This window comes from Amazonocrinis nigriterrae CENA67 (assembly GCF_016056305.1).
GTDB lineage: Bacteria > Cyanobacteriota > Cyanobacteriia > Cyanobacteriales > Nostocaceae > Amazonocrinis > Amazonocrinis nigriterrae.
In genome coordinates this window covers 2,501-29,405 of sequence record NZ_JAECZC010000058.1, presented here as the reverse complement: position 1 = coordinate 29,405, position 26,905 = coordinate 2,501, and the positions used below count along the sequence as shown (strand labels likewise).

The 26,905-nt window shown below is 39.4% G+C and carries 25 protein-coding genes (1 of these 25 only partly in view); 13 read left to right on the top strand and 12 right to left on the bottom strand.

Features of this window, described 5'->3' with window-relative positions; genetic code table 11:
- Positions 1–355: fluoride efflux transporter CrcB (crcB, locus tag I8748_RS24165; protein ID WP_198127079.1), on the bottom strand; the 355-nt coding region annotated here is incomplete at its 3' end.
- Positions 356–493: 138 nt separating this feature from the next.
- Entirely contained in the window at positions 494–1,045 is a 552-nt protein-coding gene (locus I8748_RS24160) for a Clp protease N-terminal domain-containing protein (RefSeq protein WP_198127078.1), read from the bottom strand.
- Positions 1,046–1,688: 643 nt separating this feature from the next.
- Here I8748_RS24160 and I8748_RS24155 point away from each other — a divergent pair.
- Together I8748_RS24155 and I8748_RS24150 are read left to right on the top strand one after the other, a co-directional pair.
- The gene (locus I8748_RS24155) at positions 1,689–2,561 is read left to right on the top strand and encodes a zinc metalloprotease HtpX (RefSeq protein WP_198127077.1); all 873 of its coding nucleotides are present in this window, start codon (positions 1,689–1,691) and stop codon (positions 2,559–2,561) included.
- Between the two features lie 98 nt (positions 2,562–2,659).
- Positions 2,660–3,094, top strand: coding sequence for a hypothetical protein (locus tag I8748_RS24150; RefSeq protein WP_198127076.1), 435 nt, complete (start codon positions 2,660–2,662; stop codon positions 3,092–3,094).
- Between the two features lie 233 nt (positions 3,095–3,327).
- Here the strand turns inward: I8748_RS24150 and I8748_RS24145 are convergent, their stop codons facing one another.
- The 3 genes from I8748_RS24145 to I8748_RS24135 all read right to left on the bottom strand — a co-directional run bounded on the left by I8748_RS24145 (position 3,328) and on the right by I8748_RS24135 (position 6,241).
- Entirely contained in the window at positions 3,328–3,669 is a 342-nt protein-coding gene (locus I8748_RS24145) for a thioesterase domain-containing protein (protein ID WP_198127075.1), read from the bottom strand.
- Positions 3,666–5,402: a fatty acyl-AMP ligase gene (locus I8748_RS24140; RefSeq protein WP_198127098.1), complete on the bottom strand. Its 1,737-nt coding sequence runs from the start codon at positions 5,400–5,402 to the stop codon at positions 3,666–3,668. Before I8748_RS24140 ends, I8748_RS24145 begins: the two co-directional genes overlap by 4 nt.
- A 200-nt stretch (positions 5,403–5,602) precedes the next feature.
- Complete coding sequence (locus I8748_RS24135; RefSeq protein ID WP_198127074.1) at positions 5,603–6,241, bottom strand: type I restriction endonuclease subunit R; 639 nt, start codon at positions 6,239–6,241, stop codon at positions 5,603–5,605.
- Positions 6,242–6,485: 244 nt separating this feature from the next.
- Here I8748_RS24135 and aspS point away from each other — a divergent pair, with 244 nt between their 5' ends.
- From aspS to I8748_RS24120, 3 genes are all read left to right on the top strand, one after another.
- Positions 6,486–8,273, top strand: a complete 1,788-nt coding sequence (aspS, locus tag I8748_RS24130) for an aspartate--tRNA ligase (RefSeq protein ID WP_198127073.1) — start codon at positions 6,486–6,488, stop codon at positions 8,271–8,273.
- Positions 8,274–8,764: 491 nt separating this feature from the next.
- Positions 8,765–9,496 carry a Uma2 family endonuclease gene (locus I8748_RS24125; RefSeq protein WP_198127072.1) on the top strand — a complete coding sequence of 244 codons (732 nt, stop codon included), beginning with the start codon at positions 8,765–8,767 and terminating at the stop codon, positions 9,494–9,496.
- 614 nt (positions 9,497–10,110) lie between these two features.
- On the top strand, positions 10,111–11,007 hold the full coding sequence (locus tag I8748_RS24120) for a PRC and DUF2382 domain-containing protein (RefSeq protein WP_198127071.1): 897 nt from the start codon (positions 10,111–10,113) through the stop codon (positions 11,005–11,007).
- 119 nt (positions 11,008–11,126) lie between these two features.
- Here the strand turns inward: I8748_RS24120 and I8748_RS24115 are convergent, their stop codons facing one another.
- The 5 genes from I8748_RS24115 to I8748_RS24095 form a co-directional block, all read right to left on the bottom strand.
- Positions 11,127–11,534 (bottom strand): phosphomannose isomerase type II C-terminal cupin domain, encoded by a 408-nt coding sequence (locus I8748_RS24115; RefSeq protein ID WP_198127070.1) that lies wholly within the window; start codon positions 11,532–11,534, stop codon positions 11,127–11,129.
- A 175-nt stretch (positions 11,535–11,709) separates the two neighbouring features.
- A complete protein-coding gene (locus I8748_RS24110; RefSeq protein ID WP_198127069.1) occupies positions 11,710–13,056 on the bottom strand; it encodes a PQQ-dependent sugar dehydrogenase in 1,347 nt (448 codons plus the stop codon).
- Between the two features lie 94 nt (positions 13,057–13,150).
- Positions 13,151–15,457, bottom strand: a complete 2,307-nt coding sequence (locus tag I8748_RS24105) for an NACHT domain-containing protein (protein ID WP_198127068.1) — start codon at positions 15,455–15,457, stop codon at positions 13,151–13,153.
- A gap of 409 nt (positions 15,458–15,866) precedes the next feature.
- Positions 15,867–17,090, bottom strand: a complete 1,224-nt coding sequence (locus I8748_RS24100) for an EAL domain-containing response regulator (RefSeq protein ID WP_198127097.1) — start codon at positions 17,088–17,090, stop codon at positions 15,867–15,869.
- A gap of 882 nt (positions 17,091–17,972) precedes the next feature.
- Complete coding sequence (locus I8748_RS24095) at positions 17,973–20,522, bottom strand: sensor histidine kinase (protein ID WP_449658037.1); 2,550 nt, start codon at positions 20,520–20,522, stop codon at positions 17,973–17,975.
- Positions 20,523–20,918: 396 nt separating this feature from the next.
- Between I8748_RS24095 and I8748_RS24090 the strand changes: the two genes are divergently transcribed.
- From I8748_RS24090 to I8748_RS24065, 6 genes are all read left to right on the top strand, one after another.
- Entirely contained in the window at positions 20,919–21,431 is a 513-nt protein-coding gene (locus tag I8748_RS24090) for a DNA topology modulation protein (RefSeq protein ID WP_198127067.1), read from the top strand.
- Between the two features lie 146 nt (positions 21,432–21,577).
- The gene (locus tag I8748_RS24085) at positions 21,578–21,874 is read left to right on the top strand and encodes a hypothetical protein (RefSeq protein WP_198127066.1); all 297 of its coding nucleotides are present in this window, start codon (positions 21,578–21,580) and stop codon (positions 21,872–21,874) included.
- On the top strand, positions 21,871–22,377 hold the full coding sequence (locus tag I8748_RS24080; RefSeq protein WP_198127065.1) for a PIN domain-containing protein: 507 nt from the start codon (positions 21,871–21,873) through the stop codon (positions 22,375–22,377). The genes I8748_RS24085 and I8748_RS24080 overlap by 4 nt, the downstream gene beginning before the upstream one ends.
- A gap of 24 nt (positions 22,378–22,401) precedes the next feature.
- Positions 22,402–22,869 (top strand): Mov34/MPN/PAD-1 family protein, encoded by a 468-nt coding sequence (locus I8748_RS24075; RefSeq protein ID WP_198127064.1) that lies wholly within the window; start codon positions 22,402–22,404, stop codon positions 22,867–22,869.
- A gap of 199 nt (positions 22,870–23,068) precedes the next feature.
- Entirely contained in the window at positions 23,069–23,488 is a 420-nt protein-coding gene (locus tag I8748_RS24070) for a hypothetical protein (RefSeq protein ID WP_198127063.1), read from the top strand.
- Positions 23,489–23,501: 13 nt separating this feature from the next.
- Positions 23,502–23,879 (top strand): hypothetical protein, encoded by a 378-nt coding sequence (locus tag I8748_RS24065; RefSeq protein WP_198127062.1) that lies wholly within the window; start codon positions 23,502–23,504, stop codon positions 23,877–23,879.
- Positions 23,880–24,044: 165 nt separating this feature from the next.
- Here the strand turns inward: I8748_RS24065 and I8748_RS24060 are convergent, their stop codons facing one another.
- Positions 24,045–24,920: an Abi-alpha family protein gene (locus I8748_RS24060; RefSeq protein WP_198127061.1), complete on the bottom strand. Its 876-nt coding sequence runs from the start codon at positions 24,918–24,920 to the stop codon at positions 24,045–24,047.
- Positions 24,921–25,043: 123 nt separating this feature from the next.
- On the opposite strand from I8748_RS24060, the gene I8748_RS24055 reads away from it, so the two are divergent.
- Together I8748_RS24055 and moeB are read left to right on the top strand one after the other, a co-directional pair.
- Entirely contained in the window at positions 25,044–25,421 is a 378-nt protein-coding gene (locus tag I8748_RS24055) for a hypothetical protein (protein WP_198127060.1), read from the top strand.
- A gap of 207 nt (positions 25,422–25,628) precedes the next feature.
- Entirely contained in the window at positions 25,629–26,804 is a 1,176-nt protein-coding gene (moeB, locus tag I8748_RS24050) for a molybdopterin-synthase adenylyltransferase MoeB (RefSeq protein ID WP_198127059.1), read from the top strand.
- A gap of 85 nt (positions 26,805–26,889) precedes the next feature.
- Here moeB and I8748_RS24045 read toward each other — a convergent pair whose 3' ends face one another.
- Positions 26,890–26,905 carry the 3' end of an SDR family oxidoreductase gene (locus tag I8748_RS24045; protein WP_198127058.1) on the bottom strand. It continues 812 nt past the right edge of the window, so only the last 16 of its 828 coding nucleotides appear in the window; the start codon falls outside the window, past its right edge — the gene reads right to left on this strand; the stop codon is at positions 26,890–26,892.

Sequence of the window (26,905 nt, the reverse complement as noted above, 5' to 3'; positions counted from 1 at the left end):
TGATTCCCAAGATAGCGCTACCAGCCCAATAAGTAGTTGCAGATAACCAAGCGCCACTACGCAATAATCCAATGGTATCTAAACCGTAAGTGGAGAAAGTTGTGTATGCTCCTAAAAATCCTGTGGCTACCATCAATCTTATTTCTGGAGAAATAATTGCCACTTTCTCTACTGCGAATGTAGCGAAGAATCCCATAGCTAAACAACCGCTGAGATTAATGAAAAAAGTGCCATAGGGAAAACTCGTACCGAAGCGTTGGGCAAACCATAATGTTAGATAATAGCGGCTTAAAGCGCCTGCGATCGCACCCAAACTTATGGCAATGGGAATACGTATATTGGAATCTTGGAACATGTTTATAAATTTAATTAAAATTTTCAGACTCCACGGATAAATCTAGGAGTTTGAATCATGTTGCTTTGCATTTTTTGTTCTCCACAAATGCCACAAATGATTTAATTTATATATATCTTTTTCTTTACAGCCATATTTCTAAATAGCAGATGAATTTTCATCACTATCAGGTTCCTTCATATATAGTTGCAGAATTTGAGTTGTGAGTTCTAAAAAATTTATCTCTAGATTCTGGAGAATTTTTACTGCTGTATAATTTGTATAATTTGTTGGTTGTACTATTATTTCTTGCTTTCCAAGAATTGCTAGTAGTATGGATTCAGATCCAATAAATTGATCCAGTGATTTATTGATATCTCTGTAGAATACCAAGGTTTTTGCTATAACTTCTTTGGCGTTTGGGGTAAAAGAGCTTTCAAAATTTCTATGATTTGTATTGAGATTTGTAATCTTTTCAACCTCAGTCAGAGTTTTCTCCAGAGTGACACCCACAGATTTCAATGCTTGGGCAGCAATGCTTGTCTGTTGTAAAATCAATCCTAGGAGCAGATGTTCAGTTCCAACTACATTATGTCCTAGGCGATCGCTCATCTTAGCAGCAAGGGCAATAACTTCCTGATAGTCAGGTTTCAGCCAGGAAAGTAGGGCATCTTCACCGGGAAATTTAATACAGATTTGACTTTTAACCATAAAACTGTATTCAAAAAAATCATTGCCTATTTTAGCTTAAATAGCGACTCCAAAATTAGCTAAATTTATTTATCAATAAGAATAAATTGGGAACCAGATTACTTAGCCCTTTAGATTTATCTATTGAGTCTATAATTTTTAATTTTTAATTTTTAATTTACTGCAATGATTGATTGTCGCCTGCAAAACAACATCAAGTCAAGAATTTCTCAAAAACTTTTCTCCCAAAATGTATATTTATTAATCTTTTATAAAAAAGTAATCAAAAATACAATTTTTTATTGTATAAACTGTAGTTTTTTATACAAGATAAAATTGTGTTACGCCAGATGTAGAGTTAAAAGTGATTACGAGTAACTCTTTTACAATCCGTCTTGGAAAGTTATGGTGGTCGGAAACCTCCCTTCAGACTTTCTGCAAAATCTAAAATCTAAAATTTCAAATCTAAAATGGTATTAGCTTTGATAATTGTGAACTTAGTTGGATTTTTGCCACTTTAGTAGGAAAACCGTACTGAATTAAGGCGCAATTTCTACCTGAAAAATATGTGTTTGGGTGGATACAATCAAAGGGTAGCTTAAGTAATGCTAGTGTCTAGACGGCTGGAAAAAAATCAATACAGCATTAGCAGGAGAGCAAAAATATGGGAAATCAATTAAAAACAGCTGCTTTGCTGGCTGCATTGAGTGGATTACTAATTGCAATTAGTTACTGGGTAATTGGTGGTACTGGTGGCTTAATTATAGGAATAGGTCTAGCAGCAGTAACAAATCTATTTTCCTGGTATCAATCAGATAAAATTGCTTTAGCAGTATACCGCGCTCAGCCTGTAAGTGAAGCCGAAGCGCCGGGACTTTATAGGATAGTGCAAAGATTGGCGAAACGCGCCGATATTCCTATGCCAGGAGTTTATATTGTTCCTAGTCAAACTGCTAACGCTTTTGCAACAGGACGCGATCCTGAACATTCTGCTGTTGCTGTCACCGAAGGTATTTTAGATATCTTGCCAGAAGATGAACTTGAAGGAGTTATTGCTCACGAACTGACTCATATTATTAATCGTGACACTCTAACTCAAGCTGTAGCTGCAACAGTTGCTGGTGGAATTTCATTTCTGGCGCAAATGGTTAGCTACGGTCTGTGGTTTGGTGGTGTAGGATCACGAAACGAAAATAGAGGTGCAAATCCTTTAGGTGTGTTATTGACGGTGCTACTTGCACCCTTAGCTGCAACAATTATTCAGCTAGCAATCTCGCGTACACGAGAATTTTCTGCTGATGCTGGTTCTGCTAAGTTGACAGGAAATCCTCGCGCTTTAGCAAGTGCGCTGCAAAGGTTAGAAGCTACAGCAAGGCAATTACCTTTGAATGCTAATCCAGCTTTTGAGCCGTTATTAATTATCAATCCTATTTCTGGACAATTCCTCGGTAATTTGTTCTCTAGTCACCCTTCTACAGAAGCGCGAGTTGAACAATTATTGAAGTTAGAGCAACAATTTCCGACTAGAGTTTATTAGTCATTAGTCAGTTTTCACATTATTAAAGATTAATGGCTAGTTAATGTAGGGTGCAGTTCTTAATCGATAAGAAAATAGTAATTAAGGATTTTTCAACTATGACTGCGAACAACATTGATCCCATCGAAACTAGAGTTATTGAATCTGTTGAATCTACCATAATTGTAGAAATCAGTCCTCAAACTGATGCAGTTGTGGAAGCTGAAATGGTTGGTGAAACTGATGAAGTGAAGCGCGAAACAAAAGCACTGATTGAAGCGATAAGAAGACGCGCCCAAGCTGAGGCAAATTCAGCAGGTAGTTTGACTCTTGAAACCTATTTAAATGCTGTGCGTCGAGCAAGACAAGCTGTAGAAGGGGAAAGATTTATTGCAAGCGATCGCTTAGAATACACTTGGGCAGTTTTTCAGGATGAAGCTGAGAAGAATTGGCATCTGTTGATGAAAGAAGTAACAGATTTTAGTGGACGTATTCAAAAAGCTGCCAAAGCTGCTTGGGAAGCTTTCAATGACCCCCACTATCAAGTTAAGTAGATAAACGATAAAACAGAGGGGAAAAGGTTAAAGGGAAAAGGGAAAAGGGATGAACAAGTCGCCCTAACGTGGCGAAGTTTTTACTTCCCAATGATACAATGATTATTTTGCCCTAAGTGGCGAGGTTTTTACCTTTTCCCCCTTCCCCTTCTTGATAAAACATAGAGTTAGGCGCGCAACATCTTGCGCCCTTTATGCTTTCAACGTAATGTGTTTCTTGAAATTTATAAAACTTAATACTCTTTTTTAGCAAAGGTGTTGTGATCTAAAAAGCTTTTTAGCTGTTGAGCAAGGATCTGAACATTGGGGTGTTTGAGTAAGGTAAAATGATTACCTGGAAATCGATGTACTTCAACTCCTCCTTTGGCAAATTTATTCCACCCTAAAGTTGGTTCATTGAAAGAGTTACCCATTGGTTTATCAGTTCGCAACAAAGTCATTTTGCCTTCATAGAAGGGTGGAATGTAACTATTCATCGCCTTAGTATTTGCTTGGAGTACACGCAGCAAACGAACCGCAGCAGGTATGCGATAGCCAAATTTTTTCAGGAATTGTAAGATTCTTATATGAATCAATGAGAGATTTTGCGGTTGTTTCTGTTGCGTTGGCGTTCAAAGGGATAAGTAGGCAGGGCAACTTTCTTTCTAGGGTAATCTCGGTCAAAGCCTGACCAATCTACCACCACACCCCGCACATATAGTTGTGTTAAATTCTCTAACAGTTGTTGCCAATCAGGTATATCTGTGTTGAGACTGGATAGCCACAATCTTGTATCTTCTGGTAAATATTGGTTAGCTATAGATATTAAGGTCGGTTTTGGGCTAATCTCGACAAATGCAGCCATGTCCAACTGCTGTAGTGTTGCCATACTATCAACAAATTGCCCAGCTTGCTGCCCCTGTTGTACCCAATATTGAGGAGTAGCTATTTCTGAATTGGCAACTTTATCGTTAACAATGATTTTGATTTGGGGTTGAGAGTAACTAATTTCCTCTGTCAGCTGCTCAAATGTTAGTGTAGTGGCCGGCCCTTCCCCTGTGTCTGCTAAATAGGCTTGTAAGCTTTCTTTGGTTTGCTCTCTTCGATTCCAATAGCCAGCAGCCACAGAATCACGTGACACCCAAATCTCTCCCACCTTGCCAGCAGAACACTGAGTAAAAGTTTCGGGATCGACAATGATAATTTTCTGGTCTAACCAACTACGACCACAACCTACAATTGTCTTAACTCCCTCTTTCAGTTCGGTAGCCGCTACTACCCGATTGTCTTCAAGGGCTGCTGCCTCAACCTGGTAAAGAACGGGGGGAGCAGTTTTCAAACCTCCTGATATAAATAAAGTTGACTCAGCCATCCCATAGCAAGGGTAAAACGCTTCAGGACGAAAACCGCATGGAGCAAAATAGTTAGTAAAGCGCTCAATTGTTTCAGCAAGGACTGGTTCGGCTGCGTTGAAAGCAACTTCCCAGCTACTTAAGTCAAGACAAGAACGCTGTTCGGGAGTAATCTTGCGAACGCAGAGGTCATAAGCAAAATTCGGCCCACCACTACAAGTGCCTTTGTAACGAGAAATAGCTTGCAACCAGCAAAAAGGCTTATGGAGGAAAGCTACTGGTGACATGAGAATGGACGGTATACCTAAATATATAGGCTGTAATACATTGCCAATCAACCCCATATCGTGGAATAAGGGCAACCAACTGACACCAATGGTTTTCTCTGAGTTTCCGAAGCTGATTTTGATCAATTTCTCATTAGCCAGCAAATTTTCATGAGTGATCATTACTCCCTTCGGCGTTCCCGTAGATCCAGAAGTGTATTGGAGAAACGCCAGAGTATCCTTTTCTATTCTTGGTTGTTGCCAATCCCAACTGAGATTGCTGTCAATGTTATCAGTGGTCAACCAAGGTATAGTTGCCAATTCGGGATTTTCACTGAACCGAGTTTCTAAGCTGGCTAACAAGGATTTCGAGGTCAAGACTAACGTTGCTTGAGCATCTGTGACAATCGCCTGCAACCTCAGCAAATTCATGTTGGGTCGCGGTGGGTAAGCAGGAACCGCCACAACACCTGCATACAAACACCCTAAGAAAGCGTTAATGAACTCTAGACTCGGTGGATACAACAATAAAGCACGTCCACCAGCTGCTCCTAAAGACTGAAGACAAGATGCGATCGCCTGGGCCTGAAGCTGTAGTTCTCGATAATTCAAGCTTGCTTCTTCAATTTCTCCATCTCGCAGAAAGGTGAAAGCCTTTTGTCCAGGCTGATTCTGCGCTCTGTAATCTAGTAGTTCTACTTTGTCACTAATATTTCATGGATTTGATCAAAACTCAAGGACAGTTAAGACAGTTAAGACAGTTAAGCAATATTTAATCAAAATTTTAGATTTGATGACTAGATTGCTAGAACACCGATTCAGTAATCGGAAAACAAAAGAAAAATCAGTGCAGGGTGAAGTTCTTAAAAGAAGATAAAATAGTGGAAACGCTGTTATAGATTTGCAAATATTTACACCGGAGCGATCGCTTGACCAATACGTCGTAAAATTTGCAATACTTCATACACCTCTCTAACAGATGTAAACAAGGCAAACACCCGCGACAAATCGTATCGAGGAGTACCCGCTTGAGTCAATTTGATAAATAAAATATCGTCTCCATTCGTCACCATGCCAAACACAGGTTTATCAGCGTTAGGGTTAGCCATGAGATCAGCTAGTGCTTGGGGTAAAGCTAACCAAACCGAAAGTGTGGTTTTTTTTGACTCTAACACCATCACCCAAAACTGATTTTGCAGCACCAAAACGTCAATACGTCCACGGAGTATTTCCTCTCCATCATTCAATACCAACTCCACTGAAGACTCTGCGGCAATTTTAAAAGGTGGATCATAAAATCCTGCCAACGCCAGCAAGGGAGACACCACCAACAACATCACTGTCCCCTCCAACAAATCGCCTTCGCCACGATGATATAGATATCTGCGCCGCAGTACATCCAAAGAAGTTTTTTCAGCTTCAGTAATTTTTGGTAATTCTTCATACCACTCTGTAAAAAACTGCTCATCCTCTGTTCGGATTAAACCAAATCGGGTGTGAGCATCCGTTAGACTGGGAATCGCTTCGGTAATTGCTGAGATTAGTGTCATAAATTTTCAATTGCTGTTTCATATGTTGATATGACCCATAATTAGCATGAGTTCTTTTGGATAGAGAAAACAGACAATAGGCAAGAATTATGAAATTGTAATGTCATGGATTGCCCATATATATAGTGTGAGATTATTCTATTTTTTCTGGAACCAAAACTACTACAATTACTATTGATGCTAGATAATGGGAAAGCCTTGACATTTACTAGCTAATCTAGCCCAGGAAAAAGAATTAATAGCTATGCGAACTCACTATTGCGGCGAACTCCGAACAGAAAATATTGGAGAAACTGTTACCTTGTACGGATGGGTAGACCGTCGCCGCGATCATGGGGGCGTGATATTTTTAGATTTACGCGATCGCTCTGGCATTGTCCAAATTGTCAGCGATCCGCAACGCACCCCTGATTCCTACGAACAGGCAAACGCCCTCCGCAATGAATACGTGGTTGAAATCACTGGTAGGGTGACGCAACGCCCAGACGAATCTCTCAATCCCCGCATCCCCACGGGTGAAATCGAAATCTACGCTGATAAAATTCAATTGCTTAATGCCGTTCGTAAGCAGTTACCCTTCCAAGTTTCCACCGCTGACACCGAAAACGTGCGGGAAGACTTACGGCTGAGGTATCGTTATTTGGATTTGCGACGAGAACGCATGGCGCAAAATTTACAACTGCGTCATCAAGTCGTGAAAGCTGTGCGCCGCTACTTGGAAGACTTGGAAAATTTTATCGAAGTTGAAACCCCAGTTCTTACCCGTTCCACTCCCGAAGGTGCCAGAGATTATATTTTACCGAGTCGCGTTAATCCTGGGGAATGGTTTGCCTTACCACAATCACCGCAATTATTCAAACAATTGTTGATGGTATCAGGGTGCGATCGCTATTATCAAGTTGCTCGTTGCTTCCGCGATGAAGACTTACGCGCCGACAGACAACCAGAATTCACTCAGTTGGACATGGAAATGAGCTTCATGTCCCAAGAGGAAATTATCGAACTCAACGAAAAGCTAGTATCGCATATCTTCAAAACCGTTAAAGGCATCGAGTTACATTATCCCTTCCCCCGTCTCACCTACGCCGAAGCGATGGAACGTTACGGAAGCGATAAACCAGATACCCGCTATGGTTTGGAATTGGTGAATGTTTCAGACATCTTGAAAGACTCTGGTTTCAAAGTCTTTCGTGACGCTGTAGCCAATGGTGGTATAGTCAAAATCCTGCCCATTCCCAATGGTAATGATGTAATTTCTAATGTCAGGATTAAACCAGGCGGCGACATCTTCAAAGAAGCTAGTGAAGCTGGTGCCAAAGGTTTAGCTTACATCCGCGTCAGGGATGACGGTGAAATTGATACCATAGGTGCAATTAAAGACAACCTCAGTGAAGAACAAAAGCAGGAAATATTGCGTCGCACAGGTGCAAAAGCCGGTCATTTGTTACTATTTGGGGCTGGTGACGCAGCTACTGTTAATAAAACTTTAGACAGACTGCGGCAATTTATTGCTAAAGAGTTTAACTTAATTGATCCAGAAAAAATCAACTTGCTGTGGATCACAGATTTCCCCATGTTCGAGTGGAATGCCGATGAAAAGCGCCTAGAAGCACTGCATCACCCGTTTACAGCACCGCATCCTGACGATTTAAGCGATTTAAAAACAGCCCGCGCCCAAGCTTATGACTTGGTATTCAACGGCTTTGAAGTTGGCGGTGGTAGTCTACGGATCTATCAGCGAGAAATTCAAGAACAGGTGTTTGAAGCGATCGGATTATCTCCTGAAGAAGCACAAAATAAGTTTGGCTTTCTTTTAGAAGCATTTGAATATGGTACACCGCCTCATGGTGGCATCGCCTACGGTTTAGATCGTTTAGTGATGTTGCTAGCTGGTGAAGAATCAATTCGAGATGTAATTGCTTTTCCGAAGACACAGCAAGCACGTTGTTTATTAACAGATGCACCTTCAGGTGTAGATGTCAAGCAACTAAAAGAATTACACGTTGCATCGACTTACAAACCAAAGCCTTAATCATCAGCTAACCACAAGAAATCAAATAATTTACTTGAAGTTAGTAGGGTGTGTTATCGCGTAGCGTAACACACCTTTATGATATTGGGCGCTTTGCTTTCATATAATTTGTAGCGAAAAATTATGATCAAAATGGTTAATGCATCATCTTGTATGGTGATGCGTTAGGCTAAAGCCATAAAGCACCCTACTAGCACAACCGAACTAATTTTTTGCATTAACGAACCACAGAGACGCAGAGAACACAGAGATATTAGAAGAAATTTATGCACTATTTTAGTCTAGACACGCTACTACTTTTATTTATAGATAAACACAATCTAAAATCCGTCTTGAAAAGTTTGCTCAACGGGGGAACCCCCCTACCCTGCGGGAACGCTCTTCGAGCGAACGGGTTCGCAGTTCCTTCAAGTCAGCAAAGCCGCCCAACGGACTGCTCACCGCACGCAACTTTTCGCAAAATCTAAAATCCAAAATGGTATAAGGTTTTTATGAATGAACCCATAACCTTAACAGAAGAATTGTCACCAGATGTGAGTCATCTGGTGACAGAAGATGATGAACCAGTGGATAATCTACCGTCAGAAAAACAACAGCGCTTACTCACAGAAACGCTTTATAGTTCTTGGAACGGCCCAAGTAACGCTCAAGGCTTTCTGGTGGCTGCCAATGTAGGATTATTTTATAGCAGCAAGCACCCGTCCATTGTCCCAGATGTCTTTTTGAGCCTAGATGTACAGATAGCTGATGACTGGTGGGAAAAAAGACATCGCTGTTATTTCTTTTGGGAGTTTGGCAAACCGCCAGAGGTAGTCATTGAAATTGTCTCCAATCGAAAAGGCAATGAAACAGGCAGTAAAATGCTAGATTATGCCCGGATGCGGATAATGTATTACGTTATCTTTGATCCAACTCAGCAGCTTGGCGGTGAAGTTCTACAGATTTACGAGTTGCGTGGACGACAATATGTACCTATCAATAGTCAATGGTTGGCAGAAGTTGAATTAGGTTTATGTTTGTGGGAAGGCGTATATGAAGGTAAGCGAGATGTTTGGCTGCGGTGGTGTAACGCAGAAGGTAATGTAATTGCCACTGGTGCCGAACGAGCCGAACAAGAACGCACACGAGCCGAACAAGAGCGAGAAGCCAAAGAAACTGCCCTACAACGGGCTGAACGCTTGACTGCACAGCTTAGGGCGTTGGGTGTTGAGCCTGAAGCGTGAGGAGTAAGTAATCAGTGCAAAAATTTAAGAGGTTGTTTGTAAAGTTACTTACTTGGGCGATTGTAAATCGCGTCTACACGAGACTTTACCCGCCTACGCAGGTTTAAAATCATTGATTTTGTCTGAGTCTGCGCGGGCGGACGCGCGTTTGTGTAGTAGCGAAATTATATTCGCCCAATACTTTCAGAACATCCTCTAAGAAGTTCAATTGGCGAACTCTTTCAACTGGGGGAACAATGCAAATAACAACATAATATTTAGTTCAGCCAATGATAGAATCATGGTTTGAGATTATCCCGAACTCAGGTTAAGTTAGGTTCTCTGCTCATGTTTTTCGTTGCAAATACTATCGACAGCAAAGTGCCTACCCCGCCCTACAAGAAAATTTATCAGTTTGAGATTGGGTGTTTTTACTCAAGAAATAATTTATTTAAATCTTTATATTACTATTATTATCTTCAAGTTATCTATTCTCAAGCTTGCTATTTTAAATATTTAAATATGCATCTACTACAAGTATTAATTTAGGCAAAAATTAAATTCAATCGCTAGAAAGAGGGCGTTGTTTAACAGACTTATAGCATAGTAACTGTAGAGATTATGGTAAAAATAACATGGCTCTTTATAAGCTGGAAGATTTTACTGCCGACTATAAAGATACTGATGTTGATAACTATGACATCAAGAATTTTGATGTCTATTCTGATGTAGACAATGATAAAGTTGGCACTGTCAAAGATATTTTAGTTGATGATTCTGGTCGGATTCGCTACTTAGTTGTAGATACGGGCTTCTGGGTTTTTGGTAAGAAAGTGTTGTTACCAGTTGGGCGTTCTCGCATTAGCTATACTGATAGACACGTCTATGCTACAGGGCTTACCAAAGAGCAAGTAGAAAACTTACCTGATTTCAATGATTTGGAAAAAATTGACTACGACTATGAAGAACAAGTGCGCGGAGTTTATCGCACTCCAACAACACAGGCGCCTTTAGAAACACCAACCCCTGTAGATGCTTCACGGGACTATGCCGAACGTGGAACTGGTGTAACTACACCTCCACCAAGCCCTACTTATGACCGCGATACCTATAGCTACGATCGCGAACCTGATTTATACTCAACCCGTGAGCCAGCTCACCAAACTCTTAAACTGTACGAAGAACGGTTAATTGCCAATAAATCCCGCGTTAAGACAGGAGAAGTAGCGGTTGGCAAACATGTTGAAACTGAAACAGCACATGTTGCCGTACCCGTTGAAAAAGAGCGAGTAGTTATTGAACGCACTACTCCACCAGACGCAGGTAGAACGGCTTCTCCTGGTGATGCTGACTTCCGTGAAGGCGAAGTTGCGCGTGTAGAAATTTACGAGGAAACTCCTGAAATTCGCAAAGAAGCGGTTTTGCGTGAAGAAGTCAAAGTCAAGAAGGTTGTAGAACAAGATACTGTTGAGGCTCAAGAAACTCTTCGCCGTGAAGAATTAGATATTAACAACCAAAAAATTAGGGAGTAGGGAATAGGGAATGGGGAATAGGGAATGGGGCATTGGTTTAGTTATTCTCTGCTTTATCTCCCTCATCTTCCTCATCCCCCTCATCCCCCTCATCCCCCATTCCTTGTTTTTATATACGGCTATTTACTTTCAGGTGCAGGCTTGACTAGATTTAGGTCATAAGGACGCTCAGTATCATCTTCACCCAAATACTCGCCATTTTGAATTTCCAGGATCACTAGGGGAATATGTCCTGGATTTTCGACTTTATGCAATGTTGCTGCGGGTACATAGGTTGACTCGTTGCGATTAAGTAACATTTCCTCATTTCCGCAAGTCACCTTTGCTACACCTGAGACTACAACCCAGTGTTCATTACGGTGATAATGAATTTGCGGTTTAATACCGTGCCTAGGCTTGATTTCAACACGGCTAATTCTATAAGTCTCTCCTTCTTCTATCACCTCCACGTTACCCCAGTATCGTGCCCCTGAATGTGATGAAGTTTCATTGCTATTTAACTGATCATTATTTTCATTCTCAGTCATAACTAAATCTCAACTAAATTTCTAAACTAGATGACTATTACTATTGATCAGCAATGTTATTGTAAATCAGATAAGCGGAGACTGAAATTAAACAGAAAGTTAGGAGTTAAGAAAGTTAGGAGTGAGGAGTTAAGAGTTAGGAGTTGTTTCTCTTTTATGCCCCATTCCCCATTCCCTATTCCCGATTCCCCGTATACTGAATCCGATAAATCCGATTATTGGCTTCCTCTGTTAATAACAGACTGCCATCAGGAAGAACAAGTAAGCCTACAGGTCGCCCCCAAGTAGTTGGAATAGAGGGATTAACTAAAAATCCAGTGAGAAAGTCTTCGTAGTAGCCTTGCGATCGCCCTTGATTATCGAAGGGTACAAATACAATTTTATAACCAGTACCGCGATCGCGATTCCAAGAACCACGAAAAGCTACAAAAGCACCATTGCGGTATTTTTCAGGAAAGGTCTTACCATCATAAAATTGTAAACCTAATGCTGCTGAGTGTGCCTGAAACAAGACATCTGGGGTACGGGTACGCGCTACCAAGTCTGGACGTTTACTTTTGTCGTTCACCTTTTGACGCGGGTCAAGGTTATTTGGCGTCAAGTAAGCATAAGGCCAACCGTAAAATTCTCCCTGCTGGATGCGTGTCAGGTAATCTGGAACTAAATCATCGCCAATGCCATCACGTTCATTGACAGTGGTGTAAAGTTCTTTGGTGATAGGGTGAAAATCTAAACCAACTGGGTTACGCAAGCCAGAGGCGAAAGTCTGACGCTGGGAACCATCCAAATTCATCACCTGCACTGAAGCCCGTGGTAAGGGTTCTTCATCTACGTTAGTTCCTGAACCAATTGAAACATATAATTTCTTGCGATCGGGTGATACAACAACATTACGTGTCCAATGATTGTTGTAACCTTGAGCAGGTAAATCAGCAATTTTTTCCCCTTTACCTGTAATCTGGTTTTGACTTTGCTTGTAAGGAAAACGCACTACTGCATCTGTGTTACCCAAAAAGAAAAAATTATCTGCAAAAGCCATACCAAAGGGTTTATTAAGTCCGTTTGCCCTACTAGCAAAGGTCTTTTGACTGTCGGCTACACCATCACCATTACTATCATGCAATAAACGAATACGGTTTTGTCTGGTTTCTGTCACTAACACATCACCACTAGGAGTTAAAGCCAGCCACCGCGGCGCATCTAGTCCTTCAGCAAATACGTTAACTGTAAAACCTGCTGGTACACGCAAAACCGGATTTTGAGGAATTTCTATGACTTCAGGTGCTTTGGAAGCACTTTCCGTAGCAAAGGGTGCAGGTAAATTCTTCAGGTTGATGCGGATGGGTGTAGGTGAAAGTGGTTCAGTCGGGATAATATTTTTCGACTGTGTAGGACTCTGCGCCAGCCGGGTCAGAGGTGTAGGTGCTTGCGATGTAGAATTATCTAAGGAAGCGCGAGTCTGGTTACATGCTGCTGTGGTGAATAGGAAAACAAGCAGCAAGAAACGCGCAGAGACTTTCATAACAGTATAACATTGTACACAATCACTTTACTTTAGACTTCAAATTCAAGAATTGTCGCCGACCTAAAGTTCGATTTTTGTTTAAAATTTAGATTTAAATAGAAACTAAAAACAAATTACTCTCTATCCAATCCCGCATTTTTACAGTGACATTGTTAGCCCTATTGAGGCAATCTAAGAGTAATTTGTTAGCATTCCAGTAATACTGTAGTTGCTGCAAATCTTGTTGGTTAAACTGCCAGTTATGGCCAATTTGGCGATTGGCGACTATCAAAGTTCGCAATTCTTTAGTCCAAGTTTTGCCATTAGCTTCCCACCATGTTTTGAGAATATCTCTACCTTGATTAGGTAAGGGTAACTGGTTTTTCAGATTTTGCAGCGATTTTTGTAAAGATGGTTGATCTGTAAGCAGATGTCTCAAATCAAGAGCTAAACTCAAAGCAGAGAAACGTTGAGGAAAAATATCACTAGTTATTGTCAGACTTACAGCGAGTGCATGAGTCAGAGCTAAATCCAATCCTAAATCAGCAGCTAGATTACCAGCAAGCCTACGATCCAAAGATATAGCTAAATCTTGGTTGCAAGTTAAAGGATGTTCCAAGGGGAGGGCAATACTAAAGTAAAAAGCACGTACACCAGCTGGATGATAAGCTGCACTAACTATGGAGGATTTTTGCCTTAACCAATTGATAAATTCATGTATTTGTGCATTTTGAATTGCTAATTTATCAATATTTTGTTTCAGGAATTGCAACAAATTATCTACAGGATTTAGCATTTCTGCACTTAGTAAAAATACGTTATACCAACTTTTTGCTTCTAAATACTTAACAAATCGTTGCAAAGTTTGGCTAGTAGTGTTTGTCATAAATTCTCTAGCAGCAAAATACTCTTGAAAAACTAAATGTGAAAAAGAATAAATTCCTCGCCCTCTTTCGATTAATATTCCATGTTGGACTGCGATCGCTTTCAACACCGCTGCACTTTTTAATTCCAAAGCATCTGCATCAGTTTTAGCATTGGGGAGAGAACACAAATATTCGGCGATAGTTTGCTGTATTTTAGTTTCAGACTGAAAGTAATCTCCTTGAGTCAAGGAGACTGCTGCTATATAACTAAACAATTTAATTTTATTGAGCAGCGAAAAGTCAGGATCGATTTGATCTCGTTTAATACCTTTAGCTTCATCCCAATGTATTAATAACAGATCCAATGCTTGTTTATACAGTTCACAGCGGTTAGTGGGAAAATCTTCTATAAATTTAAAAAATAAACATATGAGATTTAGTAAAATTGGTGTACTAGCCAACTCTAAAATTTGTTGATTTTCTGCCAATTCCAACTTTTGCATAAACTTATGCGCTAAAGTTTGTGCTTTTGCTGGAGAATGATGGGCAACCGACAAAAACCATTTGTCTACAAAGTCAGCAATTTGTGGTTTTGTAAAATCAGCAATTTCTACTTCCGTAAATCCTTGAAATTTATAAATCTGATAGGCAAGACGACAAGTAATGATTATATTGTTTTTATAAAACTTTTCCGAAAAATTGCTAATTATATTGTGAATTGTTGCAGACTGCTCTTGAGTAACTTCATCTAAACCATCTAATAAAATTAAAGCTCTACCATGAAATAATAATGTCAATAACTCTTGTTCAGAAATTCCATAATTTGTTAAAAATTCATGCAAATATTTAAATAAAGTAATTTGATTACGTCCTTGAATGTCTTCACAAAAGTGTTTCAAGCTGATAAAAATTGGTAGATAATCAGGTAAGAAAACACCTTGATTACAACTAATAGCAATTGATTGCAAAAATGTAGTTTTACCAGAACCTGGTTTTCCCAGTACGATTAACTTAGAATATTTTGTCAGTATCTCTAGTCCTGAAACTCTTTCCTGAGATAATTGATTTAGACCAAAGCGGTTAAATTCATCGGTATCTAACCTTGGTAAGGCAGTAATTTCTAGCCACCTGTTACTAGTGAGTTCTTCAAAGATATTGGCATCAATATAAAGGTCGTTTATGCTAACGGGTCTGGCAATATCCAAAAGGTGTAAAGTGCCGCACTGTGCTTGAATTTTCTCATACTGGGCAGACCGCATTTTTAGTACTATGGCATCAATATTGAGGGTAATATCAGCAGGGGCATCTAAAGTTGTAAATTCACTAACAGTTGCCTGTTGTACAATTTCTAAAGGGTCTAGCTCAAGAACAAAGCAAATATCGTTGAAAACATGGCGGTCAATGGGCTTACCAGTAAAAAATTTCCAAATAGGCTGGCGAGTTTCTAAACTCACTTCAGCAGCTAAGTATTCTTGCGTCCAACCTTTACGTTTAAAAGCCTGTTTAGCCTTTCTAATGCCTTCTACTGATGCTTGAAGCGATCGCTTTGCCATTGACATCCCACCAAAAAATTATATACTGATTTGTCTGTTCGCATACAACTCATACAAGTTATACGCTAACTACACCGAAAACCCCAACATGATCGCAAACATCGTCTGTAGATAATAGTATTTGAGTCAGCCAAATCTACATACCCAACTAGCTTATGGCATTGCCAAAACCAGCTATTGCATTTTAAGCAATGCCCAAGCTTTTATTTAACTTTATTGCTGGGTGTGTTGTCAGTTGTCAAGAGTTTGAAGTTAGCAATTAAAAGTTTTATCTTGACTGTATACCTCTGCTCCTTTTCCGTAGTACACAAAATTGTTACTATGAAAAGGGTGTCAAGGAGCCAGGCGCACTTCATCAGGTTTCCCTACACCCCGCCCCAAAGCACGGCTTGGTCACATTCAACTTTACTTATACAGGTAACCTAGGTAAGCGTTTGTTATTCCACAAAAAATTTTCAAATTCTGCTGCTGGTAATGGAAGACTGAATAAAAACCCTTGCATCGCATTACAGTTGTTTTCGCGTAAGAAAGATAATTCTGCTTCTGTTTCTACACCTTCAGCAACTACTTGCATGTTGAGATTGTGAGCCATTTCAATCAATGCTTTAGTAATCGCAGATTTTTGGTAATCCTGAGCAACATTGTGAATAAAATAGCGGTCAATTTTGAGGGTATTCACTGGTAAATTCTTTAAATATATCAAAGAAGAATAGCCAGTACCAAAATCATCAATAGCGATGCTGACACCAAGGGATTGCAATTCATTCATAGTTGCGATCGCACTATTTACATCTTGCATAATCATGCTCTCAGTCAGTTCTATTTCCAGGTATTGTGGTTCTAGATGATTGATATTGATAAATTCAACTATTTTATCGATAAAATCTGGTTGATTAAACTCCATTACTGATAAATTTACAGTCACTGTCAAGTAAGGAATTCCTGCATCATGCCAGCTTTTGATCTGTTTACAAACATTTTGTAATACCCATCTATCAACAGGAATAATTAAACCTGTAGACTCTGCTAAAGGAATAAATTCTGTTGGTAAAACTAAACCTAATTCAGGACTTTGCCAACGCAACAAACTTTCAGCAGCAATTATCTGCCCAGACTTAATATCGACTATAGGTTGATAATAAACCTCAAATTCCTCTAAAAAATTTTGATTTCTGACAACTCTGTGTAAACTTATTTCTAATATCTGCCTTTTAGGAGATAAAGTTTTATTTGTACTTTGATGAGATAAATATTTTTTTAAAGTAGCTTGCCTTTCCAAGCGGTTCATGATTGCACTTAATAATTCAGCGCGGGTAAATGGCTTAGTGAGATAGTCATCCGCACCCATATCCATACCTTGACGAAAATCAGCTTTGGCAGATTTTGCAGTCAAAAAAATGAAAGGAATCGTTGCCGTTAATGGTTCTTGGCGTAATGTTGATAACACTCCATAACCGTCAATTTCCGGCATCATCATATCGCACAAAATTAAATCGGGAATTTCCGATATAGCCAAATTTATACCAATTCTGCCATTGGCTGCTGCAACAATTTCAAAATCTTCAGCTTCTAACAAATCAATAAGATTTTCACGCACTGCTTCTTCATCTTCGATAACTAAAATTTTGATCATCATTCCCCTCAATTTATATTTGATTACTTAATGGCAAAATCACAGTCAACAACGTACCCAATACTAGTGTATTGATCAAAAATATTTGAGTTTTATGTATGTCAACACGCTTTTTAACAATTGCTAAATCTAGTCTGGTTCCTAGGATATCAGCAACATTATTGGCACATTAAAATGATTTAATCAGGCGTGGTAGGTTTTATAATAAAATACCAATTTATTAATGTTGAATTTCAAATACGGCTCGTCCATTCTGGCAACTGAGAGTAAATTTAATAGTGCTATTAACTGGCAAATATGTAATTGCATTCGAGGGTAATTTACTTAAAATGTGTGCTATTAACTTATCATCCATGCTAAATGGCATTGAATGATATTCACTTTTGAAGCAAGTAACTAGCTTATTGCTGAAATTTAGCTGTATTTTTTCACTAAATGACGGCACTATGCAACTAAATCAAGAGATTTTGGTCTAAATTTTAGTTTTCCCGCTTTTACTTTGCCTATTAGCAAAATATCATTTAACATCTTTGTCATCCGCTTGACAGCATCTTGAAAGTGCTGAGTACTGAGGCTGAAAAGTCAGTGTGTTGGGAAGACAGCGCCGTGGTGTTATCCCATTTCACGAAATACCTGATACAGATACCTTCGTAGGGGCGTACAGCTGTACGCCCCTACAGTCGATTCATGTGTTGCAAATATTTTTGGAAATGGTATCATGACCAACTCCAGAACATTTCTCAGATTGAACACCCTCGACACCGCAGAGAACGTTACAAAAATTCACCTATCTGGGGATCAATCGCTTATTGTCATCAACCTAAGAAACCCAGCCTTCAACTGGAGTGGCTTTTACCTGTATATGTTATGTTTAACCCGAACTCAGGTTAAGGGCAAAGTAAACCAAAACGTTAAGCCACACTTGCGGTTACTAATGACACCAATATCACCACCATGAGCTTGGATAATTTGCCGACAAAGATACATTTTTAAACCGATGTCTGTAGAACATGGCGTTTGTGGATGGCGTACATGCAAATCAAACAGGCGATCGCACTCTTGCTTACTGAGTACTACACCATTATCTTGAATGTAAGTACGAATCATTCCATTTTCAACTGTGGCTTTCAGGGTAAAATTTAATCCTGGTGGATTGTGTTGCAAGCTATAAGTAAACAAATTAACTAGAACTCTCTGCAAGCGAGTTGTATCTGCCAACACTAAAGGTAAATCTTCTGGAACCAAGTTTGTCAAATTCGCTTGGTTTTGGCTCAGCATTGGCTGCAAGTCTTTGATAATTGCTTGTAACAGCGTGCTAAATCTCACCAAATCCCGATTTAGAACAACTCCTTGCTCTTTACAGGAATGAATTTCTAGTAATGAGTCAATCATTCCCAGTTGGCGATCATTACCTTGAATCATGCGCTCAATAATAGAGGAAGATACTGGAATTGGGGAATGGGGAATGGGAGATGGCGCATGGGGAGATAAGGAGGATGCTGATATAACTTTCCCTGCTCCCCTGCTCCCCTGCACCCCTGCTCCCCTGCTCCCCTGCTCCCCTGCTCCCTGGCTTTTGAGTAAATTCTGTAGCACCATCAAGTTACCCATAACGCAAGTCCGTAAATCGTGAGCAACTGTGTGCAAAACTACGTCTTTAACTCGTTGGGTTTCTGCTAGTTCCTGCATTTTCTGCTGTAACTGAGTGGTACGTTCTTCTACTTGGCGTTCTAAACTACTGTTGAGTTGTGCGAGTTCTTGGTACAGTTGCACTTGTTGAATGGCTATAGCCAGTTGCTCAGACATCTGCTGTAGCAAATCAATTTCTATTGGCTGCCAATGACGAGGGCCAGAACATTGGTTGGCAATCAAAGCACCAAACAATTGCTCACCTAGCATAATTGGTACAGCTAAGGTCGCTTGTGTGTGAAATTGTTGATAATGTGCTAGCAATGCAGGAGATACTTCTATTTGCGAGATATCTTCAATCACACGCACTCGATTAGTCGTTAGTATATTTCTCAATTCTTGCAGACAAGTTTGATCATTGGTCTGCCAATTGGCAACAGATGGATAATTGGGATCTACTGATTCGACGACAGTTTTAGCTTTGAGTTGGAGATCTTTAAGACCAATAAAAACCCGGTCTACTTGCAAAAATTCCCGGACTTCTGTGACGGTGGTTCGGAGAATTTGTTCTAAGCTGAATGAAGAGCGAATTTGTACCAAAGTTTTTGTCAACAAGCGATCGCGCTGTGCTGACAGGCGTAATTGCGCTTCTGCTTCCTTGTCCTGTGTAATATCATGATGCACTGCTAAGATGCAAGGGATACCATCTAAATCAATAACTTCACCTGAAAGCAGTGTAGTCAATATCTTGCCGCACTTCCTGCGATATTCAATCTCGAAATTACGAACAACTTTTTTTGTCTGGAACTCGTGTAACAAAAGAGTGCGATCGCGTTCATTTGTCCAAAGATTTAATTCAAAAGCTGTACGACCAATTGCTTCATCTGGCTGATAACCTGAGAGTTTCACAAAACTGTCGTTAACTTCTAGGAAACGTCCTTCGGCAAGTGTGCTGATGGTAATTGGATCGGGACTAAAACTAAAAGCTTTAGAATATTTTTGAGCCAGATTTTGCAAAGAGACTTCTGCTTGTTTACGCTCTGTGATATCCCGGACAATAGCTAACACTTCATCAGTAGCATTGACTACCAACCGCGCTTCATAATCTCGTATTCCTAAAGGCGTTGGTAGTTGATATTCACAAGTTTGCAAAGTTCCAGAATCTAAAGTTTTAGCGATCGCTTCTTGACTAATGGCAGCAACGTCACTGGGTAAAAGATCCCACATGTTTCTACCAACTATTTCTTCTCTGTTGAGAGTGACATTTGCTCCTTCTTCTTTCAAGTCGAGATACTCGCCATCACGGCTAATACGAAACATTAAATCAGGGATAGCACCTAAAATTGCTTGATAGCGTGCTTCACTTTCTCGCAATTTTGCTTCTGTTTGTTTGCGGTCTGTAATATCTATCACTAAACCATCCCAGAAAATATCGCCGTTAGCTTGTGTTTCTAGTTGGGAAGTAGCTTGAATCCACTTGAGGCCACTAGGCGTAATGATGCGACCTTCCCAACGCCAAGGTGTAAGAGTGGCACTAGCAACAGCAATAGATTCTACAAAAGCTGTTCTATCTTGGGGATGAATCAGTTTATGCAGTACCTCCGGGTCTGCTTGTACAACTTCTGGTTCTAATTCATACAAATCTCGACAGCCAGAACTAACATACACAACAAACTGGGAACCATCTTGTTGTTGTATAACTTGAAAAATCATCCCCGGCAAATTAGCAGCAATTCTTTCCAACACTGTGATAGTTTCTTGTTGAAAACCTAGTTGATGCAGTGATTTTACAGTTTCATCCACTCTAGGAACCTTTGACACACAAGGAACTGGCATAATCATCAAAGCAAGCGTAGCCATTTTGACAGTTTTTGTGATGCGAGCAGAATCGCTCACAGCATAAAAACTGCGTCTCTTTTCAGAGTAGTTCTTGACGCTGCGATCGCATTCACCCAATCGGGTGAACTAGTTGACCATGAAGAAAACCTTTATAACTGCGGTTTTTATGCGAGTCAGCTACGGGGTAATTCTACAAGCAAGTCATAAATTACTTTTAGGGTGTACCTTAATCAATGCAATTCGCTATAGTTAAAAACCTCTTTAACTATACTTTTTCGACCTGCTAACTAGCTCAACCAATTAAACGTAAAATGTCATTACAAGCGCAACGCAGAAAAACGGAGTAGGTGCAAAATTGAAGTGAAAAAAATCATGATTATTGGTTCTGGTGGTGCTGGTAAATCTACCCTAGCCCGTGAACTCGGAAGCATCTTAGGTTTAGAAGTAATTCATTTAGACACTTTATACTGGAATCCTGGCTGGGTTGAGACTCCAAAACCTGAATGGCAAAGCATCATTCAAGATTTAACTCTGCGGGAATCGTGGATTATGGATGGTAACTACAGTGGTACGCTAGATATTCGTTTAGCGATCGCAGATACAGTGATTTTTTTAGATTTAAAGCGCTTGTTGTGTCTGTGGCGAGTAATTAAGCGAAGTTGGCAATATGCAGGACAGTCCAGACCTGATATGGCTTCAGGTTGTCCAGAAAGATTAACCTGGGAATTTCTCAACTTTGTTTGGACATATCCCAGTACTCGCCGTCCTCACATTCTCAATAAGCTTAGCCAACTTCTACCAAACCAACAAGTGATTATCCTCCGCAAACCCAAAGAAGTCAGAAAATTTTTACAACATATCTTTGACTATTAAAATTTATTTATTATATTTGCGCTTTCTTAGTTTTATTTTTATAAAAATAATTATTAAAAAATAAAAAATACACTCCTCTTTGTCAAAAAATATTTATTATAATCAAATTAATAATTAATAACTTAAGAAAACAAGGAAATAATAATATGTTATCTGTTGATCTAAAAACAGCAGTGAATGCTGCCCGTGAATACATATTAAACTTACAAGAGATAATGGGTAATTCAGTAGAAAATTTGAGGCTTGAAGAAGTTGAACTTTCTGAAGATAAAAAATTTTGGTTGATTACTTTAGGGTTTGATATTCCTATAATAAATCCTAAAAATCGTATGAATGATATATTTTCTACTTTTCCTACTGAGAATTATCAGCGAGAATACAAATTGTTTAAAGTTAACTCGCAAACTGGCGAGGTTGAGGCAATGAAAATTAGAGAAGTATGAAAGATATAATTAAGTCCCTAATTGGTCGTTATCACCAAAAGGGAATTTTAATTGATACAAACATCTTACTTCTGTTTTTTGTTGGTAGTGTCAATCCAGAACGAATCACTCGCTTTAACCGAACTCAGCAATTTATACCGGAAGACTATGAGCTTTTGTTAGGGTTTATTGCAAAATTCCAGAGAATTGTAACAACTCCAAATATTCTGACAGAAGTCAATAGCCTTGCTAATCAGCTAGGTGAACCTGAACGATCGCAATGTTTTTTAATATTTGCTCAATTTGCTCAAAATGCTACTCGTTTGAATGAACACTACATCAAAAGTATAGATGCTGTGACTGTTGATAGATTTGTCAAATTTGGACTAACTGACTGCGGAATACTAACTTTAGCTAGAAATGAGTATCTAGTACTAACTGATGATTTGAAGCTAGCAAATTACTTGCAAACTGTTGGTATTGATGTGATTAATTTTAACAATATTCGTGTTTTTAATTGGTAGCAAACTTTTTAAATTTAACTTCTTATGAAGAATACTATTATCAAACTCCTTCCAGAACACTTGCAAACTATCCGCACTCATGCTGAAAGTACATACCCAGATGAATGCTGCGGTATCATCTTGGGTTATCTGGCAAGTGCTGGTAAAACTGTGGTAGAAATCATACCAACAGCAAATGCTTGGAATACAGAGGCTGCTAATTTTACAGATGATCAGAAAGTAGATGATGAAAGACGGCGATATGCGATCGCGCCCCAAGACATGTTACAAGCACAAAGAAAAGCACGCGATTCCTCACTGAACATCATCAGTATCTATCACTCTCATCCCGATCATCCGGCTGTACCTTCGGAATGCGATCGCTTATACGCTTGGCCAGAATACTCGTATATAATAGTTTCCGTTCAAAATGGTAAAGCTGGTGAACTCAAAAGCTGGAGTCTTGATAATAATCATCAGTTTCAACTAGAGACAATTAAAGACATAATTTAACATCTAACCAAAACAAAAAGTTATCTCTTCACCTGCTGAAACGCCGTATCACATCTATTTCTTCACAATCTTTTGAAATAAATATCGTTGTTGCTGCTGAGGCGGTTGGCTGTTATCGTCGGTGATGCTGGAAATGCACATCTAGTACGCACAGATACGAACTGACGTACTAGATATTCGTTAACACAGTAATTAGACCATGCAAACAAAGCAGACAGCTTTAGTATTAGCGATAACTCTAGGTTTTATTGCTAGTTCAGCAAATCCTAGTAAAGGTCAAACTTTATTTGAAGCTATACAAGCATTAGATGGTAATGCTTTCTTATATCACCCGAAAACAGGACAGTTTCTCGGAAATATTTCTAGTGACAATTTTGACAACCGTTCCATTTGTAATAACTTTGGAGATTATGGTAGCCAATTTTCAGATTTAAGTATATTTCAGCGCTTCGGTGATTATGGCAGTCAATTTTCAGATTTAAGTGCTTATAATCCTCACGCTCAGTATCCGCCTGTTGTTGTTCTTCCTAACGGAAAATCTATCTTATTGACCAAAAATCCAAACTTCAAGGCAGCAATTGACCCCGAACTACTGCTTAGCATTATCTGTAAAAAGTAATAAGCCAATAAACATGTCAATTCTACAGCTTCTCACCCAAATTAATGGTATAGCTCAGATATGGGCTGCTGACGGGCAATTTTTAGGATTGCTATCGACTGACCGATATGACCCCAACTCAATCAGCAATTTTCAGGGAAACCACGGCAGTTATCATGGAATCTACAGCATCCGTAACCCGCATGGATTGTATGGCGGTGAACATGGTATATATAGCCCTTACAATCCTTACTGCAATAATCCCCCTATTATCACTTACCAAGGTCAGCCAGTATTGATGGTTACAAGAAATAGCTACGCTCATCACAATAAGTCATCAATTATCGATTATCGATCCCGATTTTCTGCTAGGTGTATACGCACAACTCGGCTACTCACCAGGCCTTTTTGATGACTCAGGGTATCGGATGAATCAGCAAGCAGCAATTATTGCTTCTATGTTCCATTAAAAAATTCCCTAAAGTAGCTCCGATACCTAATTGTGATTTTCCATCAAGAAGTTCCATATAATTGGGTATCAGCTTCTCTAAGAATACGTACTCTACTTTTAAACTTGCTACTCAGAACTTTTTTCACCAACTATATATAAAAATTTTCTGCCAAATTCACTAATGTATATGTTTTCACTATTCATATCTGAATACCTTGGTTTACCTTGTAGGGTATTTACATCACACAATCCTCTTTCTACTAAATTAGATAAACTATCTTTTACCATTTCTTCTGTAACATTTTCTATTTTTCTTTTCTGTAATTCTGTTTTAATTTCATAATTATTCAATCGATTTCTCCGTTGACGAAACTCATACATAAATTCTAAAACGTTTGCATCTATACCGTCTAAGAGTCTTAATGCATCTATGTATCTAGGATGAATTGGATATCCTAATATAGCTGATTCTAATAAATTAATCCATTTTTGTCTAATTACTTCATCTTCATGCCCTATAAATATATTATCTAATATAGGTTGCAATGTTTCCTGCTTAATATCTTCTATTTTTGCAATTAATTCTTCAGGTTTAATATCTTTAATTTTTGGCTTACTGTAAATTGTTCTTACTGCTTCAACAAAGGTAAAAAATTTCTTTTTTGTAAAATTGCCAGCTTCTATTATTTCTTTTTCAAAAAGTTCTTTAATTAAAATTCCTACTGATGCTTTTTCTACATTACTTAACAATTCAGTAACTATTGATGCTATATCCATACTTTCCTTTTGTCGTTGACTTAAAGAGAATGATATTACTTTTGCAAGCTTGTCCAGTCCATCCTGAAGACATTGCCTGACAAATTCAGGGTAATTGTCTACTGCCTTCAGTTTGTCCATCATTGACTGAGGAAGTCTCACAGTCAGCTTTGCTGTTAATGGCTCTGGTCTATCAGTAGTTAACTTATGTTTTATGAAATCTGGATTACCACCAGGTCTAGACATTATTAATATTTGTAATACTAGCTTGTATACTATGACGACATAGTAGAAATTGTTATTCGGTGGTTGCTAGTCGCCAAACATGTCAACCACCGCATCCACGCTAAAAATGGACAACTCTATTGTATGTTTTCTCGTTCTGAACTTGAAGTCCTGACACTTCAAGAGTTACGTGCATTGTGTCAACGCTACGGTTTACCCCCAACAGGGAACCCAGGATACAAAGTCAGTTACATCACTACCTTGATGGCGTTTCCAATACTAGCCTTGCAGCAGTTCCAAGATGGTAGGGGGATAAGGCGACCATCATTTCAAAGCTTGCAGAATATGGGTGTAGCCTTAGATGAGATGAATTTCCTCAGTGATGAACAGATAGCGCTGGTGAGAATTTCCCTGGAGGGTAGGAAGATGAAGATACCTGATAGATATGAGCAAGAGAGATTCTTGAATATCTACAAGGCTAAACTCTCGCTAGAACAGGCGATAACCTTTTTGAACAGTTGATTATCCCATCACATATTTACTTTATCCCCTCTAATAGGGGATTTTTTTACCCTCTGCACCACTCAGAGTACACAGACCTAGTAGTAAACTAGAATATTACTAGCCAAAAGCAGCCGAAAGAAGTATACTAAAATGCTCTCTAATTTGAAATTACTATCTTAAATTCTAGAATCACTAGATTAAACCTTGACACTGTTGGTAGATAAAATGTCGCTTAATCCCAATCTGGATGAAATCCAGCTGACAAAAGACGATTACGAACGCTATTCCCGCCACCTCATATTGCCAGAAGTTGGACTGGAAGGACAAAAACGCCTCAAGGCTGCTAGTGTACTGTGTATCGGTACAGGTGGACTGGGTTCGCCACTACTTTTATATCTTGCAGCAGCGGGTATTGGACGTATCGGTATTGTTGATTTTGATGTTGTCGATACTTCCAACCTGCAACGCCAAGTTATTCATGGTACTTCCTGGGTAGGTAAACCCAAGATTGAATCAGCAAAAAACCGTATTCACGAGATTAACCCCTATTGTCAGGTTGATCTCTACGAAACTCGCTTGAGTTCTGAAAATGCGCTGGATATCATCAAGCCTTACGATATCGTTGTGGATGGTACTGATAACTTCCCCACACGCTATCTAGTCAACGACGCTTGTGTGTTACTAGACAAGCCCAACGTCTACGGTTCCATTTTCCGTTTTGAAGGGCAAGCGACTGTATTTAACTATGAAGGCGGCCCTAACTATCGTGATTTGTACCCAGAACCACCACCACCTGGAATGGTTCCCTCCTGTGCAGAAGGTGGGGTATTAGGGATTTTGCCAGGAATTATTGGACTTATTCAAGCAACAGAAACTGTAAAAATTATTATGAAGCAGGGTAATACCCTGAGTGGGCGACTGTTGCTTTACAATGCCCTAGAAATGAAATTTCGAGAGTTAAAGCTGCGTCCCAACCCCATCCGCCCAGTAATTGAAAAGTTGATAGATTACGAGCAATTCTGCGGAATCCCACAAGCTAAGGCAGAGGAGGCGAAACAGCAGATGGAAATTGCAGAAATGACTGTCAAGGAATTGAAGGAATTGCTGGATAGTGGTGCAAAGGATTTTGTGCTGCTAGATGTCCGCAACCCGAATGAGTATGAAATTGCTAAAATTCCTGGTTCCGTATTGGTACCGCTACCTGACATTGAAAACGGAGATGGCCTGGCCAAGGTGAAAGAAATACTCAACGGTCATCGATTGATTGCTCATTGTAAGATGGGTGGACGGTCTGCTAAAGCCCTCGGCATTCTTAAAGAAGCTGGGATTATCGGTACAAATGTCAAAGGTGGAATTACCGCTTGGAGTCGAGAAGTTGACCCATCAATTCCTGAGTATTAAAAAAGCAGCACAGATGATGTAGACAAGGCAAGGGGATCAATAATAAATTGCTTCCCCTTTCTGTTTTTATAAACTCGAAATTTTATCACTGCTGCGCTAGC

What these genes read in the sequence shown, in the direction of transcription:
- I8748_RS24160 (WP_198127078.1), bottom strand. Translation starts at nt 1,045, where the DNA reads ATGGTTAAAAGTCAAATCTGTATTAAATTTCCCGGTGAAGATGCCCTA.
- I8748_RS24155 (WP_198127077.1), top strand. Translation starts at nt 1,689, where the DNA reads ATGGGAAATCAATTAAAAACAGCTGCTTTGCTGGCTGCATTGAGTGGA.
- I8748_RS24150 (WP_198127076.1), top strand. Translation starts at nt 2,660, where the DNA reads ATGACTGCGAACAACATTGATCCCATCGAAACTAGAGTTATTGAATCT.
- I8748_RS24135 (WP_198127074.1), bottom strand. Translation starts at nt 6,241, where the DNA reads ATGACACTAATCTCAGCAATTACCGAAGCGATTCCCAGTCTAACGGAT.
- aspS (WP_198127073.1), top strand. Translation starts at nt 6,486, where the DNA reads ATGCGAACTCACTATTGCGGCGAACTCCGAACAGAAAATATTGGAGAA.
- I8748_RS24125 (WP_198127072.1), top strand. Translation starts at nt 8,765, where the DNA reads ATGAATGAACCCATAACCTTAACAGAAGAATTGTCACCAGATGTGAGT.
- I8748_RS24120 (WP_198127071.1), top strand. Translation starts at nt 10,111, where the DNA reads ATGGCTCTTTATAAGCTGGAAGATTTTACTGCCGACTATAAAGATACT.
- I8748_RS24115 (WP_198127070.1), bottom strand. Translation starts at nt 11,534, where the DNA reads ATGACTGAGAATGAAAATAATGATCAGTTAAATAGCAATGAAACTTCA.
- I8748_RS24110 (WP_198127069.1), bottom strand. Translation starts at nt 13,056, where the DNA reads ATGAAAGTCTCTGCGCGTTTCTTGCTGCTTGTTTTCCTATTCACCACA.
- I8748_RS24105 (WP_198127068.1), bottom strand. Translation starts at nt 15,457, where the DNA reads ATGGCAAAGCGATCGCTTCAAGCATCAGTAGAAGGCATTAGAAAGGCT.
- I8748_RS24100 (WP_198127097.1), bottom strand. Translation starts at nt 17,090, where the DNA reads ATGATCAAAATTTTAGTTATCGAAGATGAAGAAGCAGTGCGTGAAAAT.
- I8748_RS24085 (WP_198127066.1), top strand. Translation starts at nt 21,578, where the DNA reads ATGTTATCTGTTGATCTAAAAACAGCAGTGAATGCTGCCCGTGAATAC.
- I8748_RS24080 (WP_198127065.1), top strand. Translation starts at nt 21,871, where the DNA reads ATGAAAGATATAATTAAGTCCCTAATTGGTCGTTATCACCAAAAGGGA.
- I8748_RS24075 (WP_198127064.1), top strand. Translation starts at nt 22,402, where the DNA reads ATGAAGAATACTATTATCAAACTCCTTCCAGAACACTTGCAAACTATC.
- I8748_RS24070 (WP_198127063.1), top strand. Translation starts at nt 23,069, where the DNA reads ATGCAAACAAAGCAGACAGCTTTAGTATTAGCGATAACTCTAGGTTTT.
- I8748_RS24065 (WP_198127062.1), top strand. Translation starts at nt 23,502, where the DNA reads ATGTCAATTCTACAGCTTCTCACCCAAATTAATGGTATAGCTCAGATA.
- I8748_RS24060 (WP_198127061.1), bottom strand. Translation starts at nt 24,920, where the DNA reads ATGTCTAGACCTGGTGGTAATCCAGATTTCATAAAACATAAGTTAACT.
- I8748_RS24055 (WP_198127060.1), top strand. Translation starts at nt 25,044, where the DNA reads ATGTTTTCTCGTTCTGAACTTGAAGTCCTGACACTTCAAGAGTTACGT.
- moeB (WP_198127059.1), top strand. Translation starts at nt 25,629, where the DNA reads ATGTCGCTTAATCCCAATCTGGATGAAATCCAGCTGACAAAAGACGAT.